Source organism: Sagittula sp. P11, from assembly GCF_002814095.1.
Taxonomy (GTDB): Bacteria; Pseudomonadota; Alphaproteobacteria; order Rhodobacterales; family Rhodobacteraceae; genus Sagittula.
The window spans coordinates 2354554-2369108 of record NZ_CP021913.1; the positions used below are offsets into that span (position 1 = coordinate 2354554).

The following is a 14555-nucleotide window of genomic DNA, read 5'->3' on the forward strand; positions in this document are numbered from 1 at the left end:
TCAATCCTCAGCCGCCGGCGTGCTGTCCGACTCGGGCCTTTGCGGCAAGGTATCGCGAATCTGTGCCGCGTTGGCCAGTTCCGCCACAGGGACCGGCAGCCGGCGGCGCCAGTTGGGGTGTTGGTCTATGGTTCCGGGGAGGTTCTGTGCCTCCACCTGACCCAGAAGGTCGTCGAGTTGCAGCGCGGTCAGGACGCTCGGCCCGTTCAGGAGCGCGCCGTGGATGGCGCGGGCGATCTGCGCGGGGCCCGCGTCGAAGGGGATGTTGCACATCTCGCGCAGCCCGGCGCGCTGGCTTGACCGTTGGTCCAGCCGGGCGCGGGTTTCGGCTTCGGACTGCCAGCCCATGGTCTGCCACCAGCGGATGTCGGTGCCGTACCAGAAGCCCCGGAGCGTCGGCGTGTCATGCGTCCCGAAGCAGGCCAGCGCGTGCGGGCGCAGGTCGGCGGCGGGGACAAGCGTGCCGTCGTCGTGGGTCTCGTACTGCCAGACGGAATAGGACAGCAGACCGGCGGCGTTCATCCTCTCGCGGAAGCCTGCAGGCACAAGCCCGAGATCTTCGCCGATCACGAGGCAGCCGGTGCGGCGCGCCTCGATGGCGATGACCGACAGCAGGGCGTCGAACGGCTGGGTGACATAGCCGCCGGGACTGCCGTCCTCCGGCTGCCAGTAGGCGCGCAGGAGGCCGAGCGCATGGTCGATTCGCAGGATGCCCGCGCGGGACATCAGGCGGTGCAGCATGTCGCGCAGGGGGTGGTAGCGGTTGGCGGTCAGCCGCTTCGGCGCGTGCACGGCCAGGTTCCAGGACTGGCCCTCGGGGTTCAGGTAATCCGGGGGCGCCCCGATGGAGACGCCGGTGGCCACCGTTTCGGGGTTCATCCAGCTTTCGGCGCATCCGGGCCGCGATCCGACCGCGAGGTCGAGGTAGAGCCCGAAACCCATGCCCGCCGCCTTCGCGCGCCGTTGTGCGGCCTTTGTCTGAGTCTCGGCCTGCCATTGCGTCCAGGCGTGAAAGCGGGCGCGGGTGCCCGCGGCCTTCGTCGCCTCGGGGCCGGGTTTGCGCAGGCGGGCGGGCCAGGTGCGGCTGTCCTCGCCGAACTGTTCGCTCAGCGCCTCGTAGGCGGCGAAATCGGAAAGGTCCGGGTGCGCGGCGAGGTAGGCGTCGAAGTCCGGGTCGCCCTCGAAGGCGGCATAGGCGGCTTCCAGCCCGGCGCGGTGCTGTTTGCGGAAGGCGATGTAGTCGATCAGCTCGGCAGGGGGTGTCGGCCCAAGGCCCTGCACCGCGATATGGTCCGTGCTGAGGAAACCGCGGTGCGTGGGCGAGTAGGGCGAGAGCATGTCCACCGCCGCCCAGCCCAGGGCGTGGATGGGATTGATCCCGAGGAACTGCGAGCCCATCGGCGCCAGCGCCTCGGCGGCCTCCGCGAGGTCCGCGTAGGAGCCTAGCCCGCCGTTGCGTTCCGAGCGGAACCCGTAGAGCGCGCCGACGACGCCCCAAGCGCGTGGCACGCGCGCGAGGTCGGCGACAGAGGGGGCACCGGAGGCGGGACGCACGAGGACAAAGACCTCCTCCGTCCAGCCCTGCCCCTCGCCGTTCAGCACGTAGTAGCCGAAGAGCAGGGGCGGGATCGGGTCGGTCGGCCCGCCCGATGCCAGCTCCGTTCCGTTTTCGTCTGCGACCGTCCACGCGCAGGCCACCGGGAGGGCATGGCTTTCGCCCTCCGTCAGGAGCAGCTCGGCGGGCAGGTGCCGTGCGGCTTCGGTCGCGCGCAGGGCGGCGAGCGCCTCTGTCGCCTCCGATTCGGAAGACACGGGGGTGCCCGTGGCGCGCAGCAGGGCGGTCAGGGTTTCGGGCGCCGCGGTCAGGTAGCGCCCGGAGAGGTCGTGGAACCCGGGATGGATGCCGTTCGCCTCGGCCAGCGCGCGGAGCGCTTCGGTCATGCCTCGGCCTCGACGGCGGCAAAGGCCGACAGGGAGCAGCGCGGAACGGTGATCTTCGGCTCTGCGATGTCCAGCGGGCTTTGCAGGTCGGTGGAAGTGTCGATTTCCCGACGCCAGCGGCGCGGGGCGATGTCGGGAAGCTCCAGCTCCTGATCCGCGTTCTCCCGGTTGAAGGCCAAGAGCAGCGTGTCCGGAGAGGCGTCGCCCTCCGGGTTCTCGGCGGAGCCGCGCAACAGGATACAGAGCGACGACAGGCCCGGATCGCGCCAGTTCAGCGCCGAGCCGTCGAAGGCCCGCCATTCCACGTCCTTCGTCCCGTCCGACCGGGTGGCACCGTGCAGGAACCGGCTTTGACCCAGCGTCGGGTGCGCCTTGCGGACGGCCGACAGCGCGGCGGTGAACTCGATCAGGTTGCCGTCCATCGCCTCCCAGTCGAGCCACGAGGTCTCGTTGTCCTGACAGTAGGAGTTGTTGTTGCCGCTCTGGGTGTTTCCGCCCTCGTCCCCGGCCAGGATCATCGGCGTGCCCTGGGAGAGCATGATCGTGGCCAGCATGTTGCGCACGCGCTGACGGCGGGCGGCGTTGATGTCGGCGTCGTCGGTCGGCCCCTCGACCCCGAAGTTGTCGGAGAAGTTGTCGTGGTGGCCGTCGCGGTTGTCCTCGCCGTTCGCCTCGTTGTGGCGCTCGGTGTAGGCGGTGACGTCGGCGAGTGTATACCCGTCGTGTGCAGCGCCGAAGTTGACCGAGGACCAGGCCCTGCGGCCGCGCGTGTCGAACAGGTCCGCGGACCCGAGGATCGCGCCGCCGAGGTCCTGCGCCGCCCGTGCGTCGCCCCGCCAGAACCGGCGCAGCGTGTCGCGGTAGCGGTCGTTCCACTCGGCGAACTCCGGCGGGAACTGGCCCAGCCGGTAGCCGCCGGGTCCGATGTCCCACGGTTCGGCGATCAGCTTCACGCCGGACAGAACCGGGTCCTGCCGCAGCGCGTCAAGGAAGCCGCCATGCCGGTCGAAGCCCTGCGGTTCCCGCGCCAGCGTCGTGGCCAGGTCGAACCGGAAGCCGTCGACGCCGTAGGCCTGCACCCAGAACCGCATGGAATCGAGGATCAGCCGCAGCACGAAGGGGTGCGAGCAGTTCATCGTGTTCCCGGTGCCGGTGTCGTTCACGTAGTACCGGGGCTGGCCGTCCAGCAGGCGATAGTAGGAGGCGTTGTCGATGCCGCGGAACGACAGGGTCGGCCCGTTCTGGTCGCCCTCTGCGGAATGGTTGTAGACCACGTCGAGGATCACCTCGATCCCGGCGGCGTGGAAGCGGTCCACCATGTCGCGGAACCCCTTCACGCCCGAGGGGCCGAGGTAACGCGGCTCCGGCGTGAAGAAGGCGACGGTGTTGTAGCCCCAGTAGTTGGTCAGGCCACGCTCCAGCAGGACGCCCTCGGGCTTGAGCGCCTGAACGGGCAGCAGTTCCACCATGGTGACGCCCAGCTTGGTCAGGTGTTCGAGCATCGCGTCGGAGGCCATGGCATCGTAGGTCCCGCGCTTTTCCTCCGCGATCATCGGGTGGGTGATCGTGGTGCCCTTCACGTGGGCCTCGTAGATCAGCGCATCGTCCCAGCCGCGCCGGAGCGGGCGTGCGTCCAGCGGGAAGGTATCGGGGTGAGAGACGACCGACTTCGGCACGAAGGGCGCGGAATCGCGCTCGTCGAAGCTCAGATCGTCGCTGCCCGGCGTGTAGCCGAACATCGCGGGGTCCTGGGTGAACCCGCCGTGCAATTCGCGGGTGTAGGGGTCCAGGAGCAGCTTGTTCGCGTTGAAGCGGTGGCCCCGGTCGGGCGCATAGGGGCCGTCGACACGGTAGCCGTAGAGCTGGCCAGGAGCCAGTCCGGGGACGTAGCCGTGCCAGATCGCGCCGGAGCGTTCGGGCAGGTCGATGCGATGGGTCTCCGTCTCGCCGTCCTCGGAAAAGAGGCAGAGTGTGACCTTATGGGCGTGGTCGGAGAACAGGGCGAAGTTCACCCCCTCGCCATCCCAATGGGCGCCCAGACGGTTGGGGCGGCCCGGTCTTGTCGCGTATGTGTCGGTCATGATGCGGTGAGGATCTCGTAAAGGGTGACGTAGGACTTGGCGGACTCCTCCCAACCCACCGGATGACGCATGGCGGCACGCATCATCTCTTTCCAGACGCCGGGCTGCGCATAAAGTTCCATCACCCTGTCGAGCGTCGCCGAGATCGCCTCGGGCGTGACCTCGTCCATGACGAAACCCGTCGCGGCCTTGACCGCGAGGGCGGCGGCATTGGCGTCGATCACCGTGTCTGCAAGTCCGCCTGTCCGCGCCACAACCGGCAGCGTGCCGTAGCGCAGGCCGTATAGCTGCGTCAGCCCGCAGGGTTCGAACCGGGACGGAATCAGGATCGCGTCGGCGCCGCCCTGCATGAGGTGCGAGAACGCCTCGTCATAGCCGATGTAGGTGCCGACCTTGCCGGGGAAGTCCTGCGCCGCCTTGGTGAAGGCCGCCTCCAGCCCCGGTTCGCCGGTGCCCAGCACGGCCAGTTGGCCGCCCGCCTCCACGAGGTGCGGGATCGCCGCGGCCAGTGCGTCCAGCCCCTTCTGTTCGGTCAGCCGGGAAATGACGCAAAACAAGGGACCGTCATGGTCAGGGTCCAGCGATAGACGCTCGGCCAGCGCCGCGCGGCTTTGCCGCTTGTTCTTCGGGTTTCTTGCGTCGTAGGGCGCGGGCAGGGCGGCGTCGTCCCCGGGGTTCCAGACGCCTGTGTCGATGCCGTTCAGGATGCCGGTCAGGCTGTCTGTCCGGGCCTGAAGCACGCCCTCCAGACCCATCCCGAACCGCGGGGTCAGAATCTCGCGCGCGTAGGTCGGCGAGACGGTGGTGACGTGGTCCGCATAGACAAGCCCGGCCTTCAGGAAACTCACGTCGCCATAGTATTCGAGGCCGTCGGCGTGGAACCAGTCGCGCCGCAGGCCCAGCTCGTCCAGTACATGCGCGCCGTACCGGCCCTGGAAGGCGATGTTGTGGATGGTCACCACGGTCTTCGGCACCGTGCGGCCCGTCTGTTTCAGATAGACCGGGGCAAGGGCGGCCTGCCAGTCGTGGGCATGCAGCACGTCCGGCGTCCAGCCCGCCAGCCCGTCGAAACAGATGCGCGCCGCCGCCTGCGCGAGGCTGGCAAAACGGCGGTGGTTGTCGTGCCAGTCGAGGCCGTCCGGGCCGTTGTACGGCTTGCCCGGGCGGTCGAAGAGTTGCGGCGCGTCGAGCAGGAGCAGCGTCAGCCCCTCTGCCTCCACCTGCACCAGCCGTCCCGTGCCCCCCGGCAGATCGCCGAAGGTCGCCACCTCGATCCCCTTGGCCAGAAGCGGGAACAGCGCGGGATAGGCCGGCAGCATCACCCGCGCATCCACGCCCGATGGTGCCAGTGCGCCGGGCAGCGCGCCGACCACGTCTGCAAGTCCCCCCGTCTTGACGAAGGGGGCGCATTCCGAGGTGACCATCAGGACGTTCATGCGAGGCTTACTCCAGGGCGTCGATCATTTTCTGGGTGACGAGGCAGATGCCATTTTCCGTCCTGCGGAAACGCTTGGCATCCAGTTCCGGATCCTCGCCGATGATGAGGCCCGGCGGAATCTTCACGCCGCGGTCCAGCACCGCGTTCTTGACGAAGGCCCGGCGCCCGACCTCCACGTAGGGCAGGGCGACCACCCCTTCGAGTTGCGAGAAGGAATGCGTCCGGCAGCCGGTGAACAGCAGGCAGCGATAGAGCGAGGAGCCCGACACGATGCAGCCGCCCGCCACCATGGAGGACACGGCCTGCCCGCGGCGGCCTTCCTCGTTGTGGATGAACTTCGCCGGCGGCACGAGTTCCGAATAGGTCCAGATCGGCCAGTCCGTTGCGTAGATGTCCAGCGCAGGGTCGAAGTCGGTCAGGTCGATGTTGGCTTTCCAGTAGGCATCGACCGTGCCGACGTCGCGCCAGTAGGGCTCGCTCTCCAGCCCCGACATCACGCAGGATCGGCTGAACGGATGGGCATAGGCGCCGCCCTCGGCCACGATCGAGGGAATGATGTCCTTGCCGAAGTCGTGCTCCGACGCATCGTCGGGGCGGTCCTTTTCGAGGATCTCGTAAAGGTACTCCGCCTCGAACACGTAGATGCCCATGGAGGCCAGCGACCGGGTGTCGTCGCCGGGCATGGTCGGCGGATCGGCGGGCTTCTCGACGAAGCTGAGGATCTTGTCGGACTTGTCCACGTCCATGACGCCGAAGCCCTTGGCCTCTTCCTTCGGCACCTCGATGCAGCCGACCGTGACCTTGGCCCCGGTCTTCACGTGCTGCTCGATCATGTAGGAATAGTCCTGCTTGTAGATGTGGTCGCCCGCCAGGATCAGGATGTACTTCGGCCCGTAGCCACGGATGATCGAGATGTTCTGCGTGACCGCGTCCGCCGTGCCCTTGTACCAGTTCTCCTCGTCCAGCATCTGGGAGGCGGGCAGGATGTCGAGCCCCTCGTTGCGTTCGGCCCGGAAGAAGGACCAGCCGCGCTGCAGGTGACGGATCAGGCTGTGCGCCTTGTACTGGGTCGCGACGCCGATGCGGCGGATGCCGGAGTTCACCGCGTTGGACAGGGCAAAGTCGATGATCCGCGTCTTGCCGCCGAAGTAGACCGCGGGCTTGGCCCTGACGTCCGTCAATTCCTTCAGGCGACTGCCTCGTCCGCCGGCCAGCACGTAGGCCATGGTCTGCTGCGCGAGACTGAATCTGTCGTTGTTCATCGTTTTCCCCCCTTGAAGGTTCTCTTCCGGCCGTCAGCTCCCCGTTCCGGTCCCGGAGTATTTGAAGAACACCGTGGCCAGCGGCGGCACCGTGATCTCTATGGAGTTGCTGCGCCCGTGCGCCGACACCTCTTCGGAGGTGCACCCGCCCGGGTTGCCCTGCCCTGACCCGCCATAGACCGGCGCGTCGGTGTTCAGGACCTCGTCCCAGTGGCCGTCGCGGGTCACACCGATCCGGTAGCCGTGGCGCGTCACCGGCGTGAAGTTGGCGACCACCAGCACGGGCGCACCGTCAAGGCCCTGACGGGTCCAGGCAAAGATGCTGTCCTCGGCGTTGCCGCCATCTATCCATGTGAAGCCGTCGGACCGGGCGTCCAGTTCGTAAAGCGCGGGCGCGGCGCGGTAGAGCGCGTTCAGGTCCCGGACCAGCCGCTGCACACCGGCGTGCGGCGCGTAGTCCAGGAGGTGCCAGTCGAGGCTCCGGTCGTGGTTCCATTCGCCGTACTGCGCGAACTCGCAGCCCATGAAGAGCAGCTTCTTGCCCGGATGCCCCCACATGAAGCCGAGATAGGCGCGCATGTTCGCGAATTGTTGCCATTCGTCGCCGGGCATCTTGCCGAGCAGGCTGCCTTTGCCGTGCACCACCTCGTCATGGCTGATCGGCAAGATGAAGTTCTCTGAGAAGGCGTAGTGCAGCCCGAAGGTCATCTTGTCGTGGTGGTACTTCCGGTTGATCGGGTCTTCGGCCATGTATCGCAGGGTGTCGTTCATCCACCCCATGTTCCACTTGAAGCCGAAGCCGAGGCCTCCGGTGTCTGTCGGGGCCGAGACGCCGGGAAAGGCGGTCGATTCCTCCGCGATGGTCATGATGTCGCCGTGGGCGGCATAGACCTGTTCGTTCATGTGCCGCAGGAAATCGATGGCTTCGAGGTTCTCGCGTCCGCCGTGCTTGTTCGGCACCCACTCGCCCGCCTTGCGGGAATAGTCGCGGTACAGCATGGAGGCCACGGCATCCACGCGCAGCCCGTCGATGCGGTATTCGTCCAGCCAGAACTTCGCGTTGGCGATCAGGTAGTTGGCAACCTCCGCCCGGCCGTAGTTGTAGACCAGCGTGTTCCAGTCGGGGTGATAGCCTTCCTTGGGGTCCGCGTGTTCGTAAAGCGCGGTGCCATCGAAGCGGCCAAGGCCGTGGCTGTCCGTCGGGAAGTGCCCGGGAACCCAGTCGATGATGACCCCCAGCCCCGCCTGATGCGCAGCGTCGATGAAGGCGCGGAAATCGTCCGGTTTGCCGAATCGGGAGGTCGGCGCGAACAGTCCGACGGGCTGATATCCCCACGATCCGCCGAACGGATATTCGGAGATCGGTGTCAGCTCGATATGGGTGAAGCCCATGTCGGCGGCGTAGGCCACAAGCTGTTCCGCATGTTCGCGGTAGGTCAGGGGGCGGTCGCCGTCCTCCGGCACGCGCCGCCAGCTTTCGAGGTGCACCTCGTAGACGCTGATCGGCTTGTCGTAGCGCTGGCGTGCGCCGCGGCCTTCGATCCAGCCCGCGTCGTTCCATTCGTAGCCCGACAGGTCGCGCACGACAGAGGCCGTCTTGGGCGGCAGTTCCGACCCGAAACCGACCGGATCGGCCTTCAGCGGCATCAGCGCGCCGTCGCGGTTCAGGATCTCGTACTTGTAGACCGTGCCGTCACCCTCTCCGGGGAGGAAGATCTCGTGCACGCCGGTTTGGCCGCGCCGGCGCATCACGTGCCGCCGTCCGTCCCAGTTGTTGAAGTTCCCGACGACCGAGACGCGCCGGGCGTTGGGCGCCCAGACGGCGAAATGCGTGCCCTTCACGCCGTCATGTTCGGTCACATGCGCGCCGAGCGCCCGCCAGAGCTGCCCGTGGGTGCCTTCGCCAAGGAGGTATTCGTCGAGTTCGCCCATGACCGGCCCGAAGGCGTAGGGGTCTTCCTCGACCCAGGTCTCGCCCGCCTCCGACATGCGGAGCGTGTAGGCGAAGCGGTTCTTGCGGCGGGGGATCGCCCCGGCGAACAGATCGTCGCGCACCCTTTCCAGCGTCGCGGCGGCGCGGCCGGTCTTGCGGTCCAGCACCTCCACCGCGGCGACGCCCGGACGCAGCACGCGGACGACGATGCTGCCGTCCACGTCGTGCATCCCGAGAACGGAAAACGGGTCGGCGTGCTGTCCGGACAGCAGCCGGTCCGCGTCCGCAGGTTCTATCAAGTTCATTCGGCGGCCTCCTCCCCGGCGCCGAGGCGCGATCCGACATGCCAGATGTCGCGCGCATACCCCTTGATCGTCCGATCGGAGCTGAAAAAGCCCATCGACGCCGTGTTTACCAACGCCATGGCAGCCCAGTTGCGGGCGTTCTTGTACGCCTCGTCGGCGCGGCGCTGGGTATCGTAGTAACTGTCGAAATCGCATGTCACGAGGAAATAGTCGCTGTCATAGAGCATCCCCACAAGCCCGTGGTAGCGACCCTGATCCTGCGGGCAGAAGCGGCCCTCGACGATCTGGCCAAGCACGCGCTGCAGGCGCGGCGAGGCGTCGATGGCGGCGCGGGCGTACCCGGGCTGCATGCGGCGCTCCATCACCTCCTCGGCGGTCAGGCCGAACAGGAAGAAGTTCTCCGGCCCGACATGTTCGCGGATTTCGACGTTCGCGCCGTCGAGCGTGCCGATGGTCAGCGCGCCGTTCAGGGCGAACTTCATGTTGCCGGTGCCAGACGCTTCCTTGCCGGCGGTGGAGATTTGCTCCGACAGGTCGGCGGCGGGGATCAGCACCTCTGCCATGGTGACGTTGTAGTTCGGCGGATAGACGACCTTCAGCAGGTCCTTCGTGATCTCGTCCGAGTTGATGACCGCGGCCACGTCGTTGATCAGGTGGATGATCTCCTTGGCGACGTGATAGCCGGGCGCGGCCTTGCCGCCGAAGATCTTGACCCGCGGCGTCCAGCCGGCATCCGGGTGCGCCCGCATCTCGTTCCAGAGCGCGACCGTTTCGAGGATGTTCATCAGCTGGCGCTTGTATTCGTGGATGCGCTTGATCTGCACGTCGAACATGGCGTCCGGGTCGATGGAGATGCCCATCGTCTCCGTCACCCAGTTGGCCAGCCGCACCTTGTTGGCGCGTTTCGCCGCGACGAATTCCTCCTTGAAGGCCACGTCCCCGGTGCGCGACTTGAGCTTTGCCAGGAGGTCCAGATCGGTGACCCAGCCGTCGCCCAGTTCGCGGGTGATCAGCCCGGACAGCGCCGGGTTGCAGGTCTTCAGCCAGCGGCGCTGGGTGATGCCGTTGGTCTGGTTCACGATGCGCTGCGGGTGGATCCTGTGCAGGTCGTGGAAGACGGTCTTCTTCACCAGCTCGGTGTGCAGCGCGGAGACGCCGTTGACCTTGTGCGCCATGATGAAGGCCAGTTCCCCCATGTTCACGTTGCCATGGTCGAGGATCTTCGGCGCGCCCTCGTGGCGGCGCAGGTGGTCGGCGTCGATCTCGCGGATGATTTCCAGATGGCGGGGCAGCACGCGCCCGAACAGCCATTCCGGCCAGCGCTCCAGCGCCTCCGGAAGGAGCGTGTGGTTGGTGTAGCCAAGGCAGCGGCGGGCCAGCGCGATGGCCTCGTCCATGCCGAGGTCGTGCTTGTCGACGAGAAGGCGCACCAGTTCCGGGCCGGCAATCGCCGGGTGCGTGTCATTGAGCTGGATCGCGGCGGCATCGGGCAGGGTGCGGATGTCGGAATGGGTCGACAGGAAGCGCCGCAGCAGGTCCTGGATGGAGGCGGAGGTGAAGAAGTACTCCTGCTTCAGGCGCAGCTCCTTGCCCGTCTCCGTCGTGTCGTCGGGATAGAGGACGCGGCAGATCGTGCGCGCCAGCGCCTCCGACCGGCCGGCGGCGAGGTAATCGCCGCGGTTGAAGCTGGCGAGGTCGAAGACCTTCGTGGGCATCGCCGCCCAAAGCCGCAGCGTATTCCCCCAGCGCCCTTCCCAGCCGATAACCGGCGTGTCGTAGGCGGTGGCGATCACCGTCTCCGAAGGGTGCCAGTGCGCCTGGCCGTCGTGATGCTCCACGTGGCCGCCGAAGCTGATCGGGTACTGCACCTCGGGGCGCTCGAACTCCCAGATGTGGTCCTGCTGGAGCCATGTCTCCGGCCGTTCGACCTGCTGGCCCTCGACGAAGTCCTGCTCGAAAAGCCCGTGCTCGTAGCGAATGCCGTAGCCCATCGCCGGAATGCCGAGCGTCGCGAGGCTGTCCATGAAACAGGCCGCGAGCCGCCCGAGTCCGCCGTTGCCGAGCGCCGCGTCGGGTTCGTCCTTCACGATGGTTTCGTAATCCTGACCAAGCTCCTTCAGCGCGGCCTTCGCCTCGTCGACCAGCCCGAGGTTGGAGGCCATGTCCTCCACCAGCCGCCCGATCAGGAACTCCATCGACAGGTAATAGACCCGCTTCGCGCCCGAGCTGTAGGCCTCCTGCGTAGAGGGAATCCAGTTGTCCACCATCCGGTCGCGCAGGGCACGGGACAGCGCCATCCGCCAGTCGTAGACGGAGGAATGCTCCGCGTCCTTGCCAAGGCCGTAACGCAGATGGCGCAGGATTTCGTCTTTCATGGGAGAGGTCCTCGGCGGTGTTTCATTGTTTCATTCAACACTAGCTTGGACGACCGGCAAGTCAGCCGATAGTTCCGATACCGCTAACATCTGACGAATGCCCGAGTTAATGGCAAGCCTCCTGACCATCGGAGCGTGTGTGCGGCGCCCGCGATCGCGCGGGCGCCTGTTTGTCAGGCAGCCTTGGGTGCAAGCTGCTGTTCTTCGACCGGGGGCGGTTCCAGCGCGCCGGTCATGATGGCAACCGCGTCCGACATGGAGATCTTCTTAGGGTCGACCACCGCGTGACGCTTGCCCAGGCGATGGATGTGCACCCGGTCGGCCACCTCGAAGACGTGCGGCATGTTGTGGGAGATCAGGATGATCGGGATGCCCTTGGCGCGCACGTCCTGGATCAGCTCAAGCACGCGGCGGCTTTCCTTCACCCCAAGCGCCGCCGTCGGTTCGTCCATGATGATGAACTTCCGGGCGAAGGCGGCGGCACGGGCCACGGCGACCCCCTGACGCTGCCCGCCCGAGAGCGTCTCGACCGCCTGGTTGATCGACTGCACGGTCATCAGGCCGAGGTCGGTCAGCTTCTTGCGGGCGAAGTCCTCCATCCTTTTCTTGTCGAGCTGGCGGAAGACCGAACCCATGATGCCGGGTTTCCGCAGCTCCCGCCCGGCGAACATGTTGTCCGCGATTGAGAGCGCCGGAGACAGGGCAAGCTGCTGGTAGACGATCTCGATCCCCATTTCCCGCGCGTCGAGCGGAGAGTGGAAATGGACCGGCTTGCCCTCGATCTTGATCTCGCCCTCGTCGGGCTGGACCGCGCCGCAGATCGCCTTCACGATGGAAGACTTGCCTGCGCCGTTGTCCCCGATCACCGCCAGCACCTCGCCGGGGAAGAGATCGAAGTCCGCATGGTCGATGGCGGTCACGTGGCCGTAGCGCTTCACGATGTTCCGGCCTTGAACGACGGGCTGAATGGTCATGCCGATGCCTTTCTGATCCACTGGTCCAACGCGACGGCGCCGATGATCAGCACGCCGATGAGGAGGTACGTCCATTGTGCGTCCGCGCCGAGCAGCCGCAGCCCGAGGGTGAACACGCCCACGATGAGCGCCCCGAAGAGCGAGCCCATGACCGCGCCGCGCCCGCCGAAGAGCGAGATGCCCCCGATCACCACGGCGGTGATGGATTCGATGTTGGCAAGCTGGCCGGACGTCGGAGAAACGGACCCGATCCGCCCGATCAGGGCCCAGCCGGCAAAGGCGCAGATCAGCCCGGATGCCATGTAGACGGAGATCAGGACCTTGTTGGCCTCGATGCCCGAAAGCTCCGCCGCTTCCTTGTCGTCGCCTACTGCGTAGACGTGTCGGCCCCAGGCGGTCTGGTTCAGCATGTAAGCGAGGAACAGGAACAGCAGCAGCATGAAGATCGCGCCGTAGGTCAGGCGGGCGCCGCCAAGGGCGATGACCGTGCCGAAGAACTGCAGCATCGGGGCCTGGGCTTCGATATCCTGCGCGCGGATCGTCTCGTTCGCGGAGTAGAGGAAGTTGGTCGCCAGAACGATCTGCCACATGCCGAGCGTGACGATGAATGGCGGCAACTTGACCTTCGCCACCAGCCAGCCGTTGATGAAGCCCATCAGCGTCCCGCAGGCAAGCCCGCAGAGGATGGAGACCGGCGCCGGGATGCCATAGCGGAAGGTGAACTGTCCCATCACGACGGAAGACAGAACCATGATCGCGCCGACCGACAGGTCGATGCCCGCCGTCAGGATGACCAGCGACTGGGCCGCTGCCACGATGCCGACGATCTGCACCTGCTGGAGGATCAGCGTCAGCGCGAAGGGCGAGAAGAACTTCGACCCCAGAAGCAGGCCGAACACGACGATCGACAGTACGAGAACGATGAGCGGAACCAGGGCGGGCGTCGAATGCAGCGCCCCCTGGATTTTGGGCACAAGACCTTTGCGTCGTTCGAATTCCGCGACAGAACTGGTGGCGCGCGACAACGACGACTCGTAGTCCTGCCCTTTTGAGGCAGTCTCGGACATGGGGGCTCCTCCCTGAGATGTGGCTGCGTCTTTGGTGCGCGCCTGCCTTCAGCCTAAACCCGTGGCAGCCCGCGCGTCCATGGTGAAGGGGCGGAGGTCGCCCCTTCGGATTTTGTCAGGCGCCGCAGCGCCTTGGCCGCGGGATCAGCCCCAGCAGCGCTCGGTGCCCTCGGCAACGGAAATCGACTCGACCCCTTCGACGGGCTCGTCCGTGACCAGCGAGACGCCGGTGTCGAAGAAGTCCTTGCCCTCGGTCGGCTGCGGTTTCACGCCGTCCTTGGCCCATGCGGCAATCGCCTCGATGCCCTTGGAGGCCATCAGGAGCGGGTACTGCTGGGAGGTGGCGCCGATCACGCCGTCCGCAACGTTCTGCACGCCGGGGCAGCCGCCGTCGACGGAGACGATCAGCACGTCGTTCTCGCGGCCGATCGACTTCAGCGCCTCGTAGGCACCTGCGGCGGCGGGCTCGTTGATGGTGTAGACGACGTTGATCATCGGATCCTTGGCGAGGAGGTTCTCCATCGCCTTGCGGCCGCCTTCCTCGTTGCCCGCGGTCACGTCGTTGCCGACGATGCGCTCGTCTTCCTCGTCGCCCCACTTGTTCGGGTCGCCGAGTTCGATGCCGAAGCCCTGCAGGAAGCCCTGGTCGCGCAGGACGCCCACGGTCGGCTGGGACACGGCGAGGTCGAGCATCGCGATCTTGGCGTTTGCGGCCTCGTCGCCCAGCTTGGCGGCGGCCCACTTGCCGATCAGTTCACCGGCGAGGAAGTTGTCGGTGGCGAAGGTCGCGTCAGCCGAGTCGATCGGGTTCAGCGGGGTGTCGAGCGCGATCACCAGGATGCCAGCGTCACGTGCCTGCTGCACGGCGGGGACGATGGAAGAGGTGTCGGATGCGGTCAGCAGAATGCCCTTGGCGCCGTCCGCGATGCAGGTCTCGATCGCCTGCACCTGGGTTTCGTGATCGCCGTCCACCTTGCCTGCGAAGGTCTTCAGTTCGATCCCGAGCTCTTCGGCCTTGGCGGTCGCGCCTTCCTTCATCTTCACGAAGAACGGGTTGGTGTCCGTCTTGGTGATCAGGCATGCGCTGGCCGACATGCCGTGGCTTTCCGCAGCGGCCCCGGTGGCGAATGCTGCCAGTGCCAGGGCGGTGCCCGTCAGAAGCTTTTTCATGTGTATCCT

General features: G+C 66.5%; 9 protein-coding genes. All 9 read right to left on the bottom strand.

Annotation, left to right across the window (positions count from 1 at the left end):
• The 9 genes from CDO87_RS11390 to CDO87_RS11430 all read right to left on the bottom strand — a co-directional run bounded on the left by CDO87_RS11390 (position 1) and on the right by CDO87_RS11430 (position 14546).
• Complete coding sequence (locus CDO87_RS11390) at positions 1–1941, bottom strand: 4-alpha-glucanotransferase (RefSeq protein WP_100928896.1); 1941 nt, start codon at positions 1939–1941, stop codon at positions 1–3.
• On the bottom strand, positions 1938–4022 hold the full coding sequence (gene glgX / locus CDO87_RS11395) for a glycogen debranching protein GlgX (RefSeq protein ID WP_100928897.1): 2085 nt from the start codon (positions 4020–4022) through the stop codon (positions 1938–1940). The genes CDO87_RS11390 and glgX overlap by 4 nt, the downstream gene beginning before the upstream one ends.
• Entirely contained in the window at positions 4019–5458 is a 1440-nt protein-coding gene (gene glgA, locus CDO87_RS11400; RefSeq protein WP_100928898.1) for a glycogen synthase GlgA, read from the bottom strand. The genes glgX and glgA overlap by 4 nt, the downstream gene beginning before the upstream one ends.
• A gap of 7 nt (positions 5459–5465) precedes the next feature.
• A complete protein-coding gene (gene glgC / locus CDO87_RS11405) occupies positions 5466–6722 on the bottom strand; it encodes a glucose-1-phosphate adenylyltransferase (RefSeq protein ID WP_100928899.1) in 1257 nt (418 codons plus the stop codon).
• A 33-nt stretch (positions 6723–6755) separates the two neighbouring features.
• Positions 6756–8960, bottom strand: a complete 2205-nt coding sequence (gene glgB / locus CDO87_RS11410; protein ID WP_100928900.1) for a 1,4-alpha-glucan branching protein GlgB — start codon at positions 8958–8960, stop codon at positions 6756–6758.
• On the bottom strand, positions 8957–11335 hold the full coding sequence (locus tag CDO87_RS11415; protein WP_100928901.1) for a glycogen/starch/alpha-glucan phosphorylase: 2379 nt from the start codon (positions 11333–11335) through the stop codon (positions 8957–8959). The genes glgB and CDO87_RS11415 overlap by 4 nt, the downstream gene beginning before the upstream one ends.
• A gap of 173 nt (positions 11336–11508) precedes the next feature.
• On the bottom strand, positions 11509–12309 hold the full coding sequence (locus CDO87_RS11420) for an ATP-binding cassette domain-containing protein (protein WP_198521700.1): 801 nt from the start codon (positions 12307–12309) through the stop codon (positions 11509–11511).
• Positions 12306–13376 carry an ABC transporter permease gene (locus tag CDO87_RS11425; protein ID WP_100928903.1) on the bottom strand — a complete coding sequence of 357 codons (1071 nt, stop codon included), beginning with the start codon at positions 13374–13376 and terminating at the stop codon, positions 12306–12308. Before CDO87_RS11425 ends, CDO87_RS11420 begins: the two co-directional genes overlap by 4 nt.
• A 144-nt stretch (positions 13377–13520) precedes the next feature.
• Positions 13521–14546, bottom strand: a complete 1026-nt coding sequence (locus tag CDO87_RS11430; protein WP_100928904.1) for a sugar ABC transporter substrate-binding protein — start codon at positions 14544–14546, stop codon at positions 13521–13523.
• Between the last annotated feature and the right edge of the window lie 9 nt (positions 14547–14555).

Excerpts from the sequence above, each read along its gene's own strand:
- glgA (WP_100928898.1), bottom strand. The coding sequence starts at position 5,458 with ATGAACGTCCTGATGGTCACCTCGGAATGCGCCCCCTTCGTCAAGACG.
- CDO87_RS11415 (WP_100928901.1), bottom strand. The coding sequence starts at position 11,335 with ATGAAAGACGAAATCCTGCGCCATCTGCGTTACGGCCTTGGCAAGGAC.
- glgC (WP_100928899.1), bottom strand. The coding sequence starts at position 6,722 with ATGAACAACGACAGATTCAGTCTCGCGCAGCAGACCATGGCCTACGTG.
- CDO87_RS11390 (WP_100928896.1), bottom strand. The coding sequence starts at position 1,941 with ATGACCGAAGCGCTCCGCGCGCTGGCCGAGGCGAACGGCATCCATCCC.
- CDO87_RS11430 (WP_100928904.1), bottom strand. The coding sequence starts at position 14,546 with ATGAAAAAGCTTCTGACGGGCACCGCCCTGGCACTGGCAGCATTCGCC.
- CDO87_RS11425 (WP_100928903.1), bottom strand. The coding sequence starts at position 13,376 with ATGTCCGAGACTGCCTCAAAAGGGCAGGACTACGAGTCGTCGTTGTCG.
- glgX (WP_100928897.1), bottom strand. The coding sequence starts at position 4,022 with ATGACCGACACATACGCGACAAGACCGGGCCGCCCCAACCGTCTGGGC.
- glgB (WP_100928900.1), bottom strand. The coding sequence starts at position 8,960 with ATGAACTTGATAGAACCTGCGGACGCGGACCGGCTGCTGTCCGGACAG.
- CDO87_RS11420 (WP_198521700.1), bottom strand. The coding sequence starts at position 12,309 with ATGACCATTCAGCCCGTCGTTCAAGGCCGGAACATCGTGAAGCGCTAC.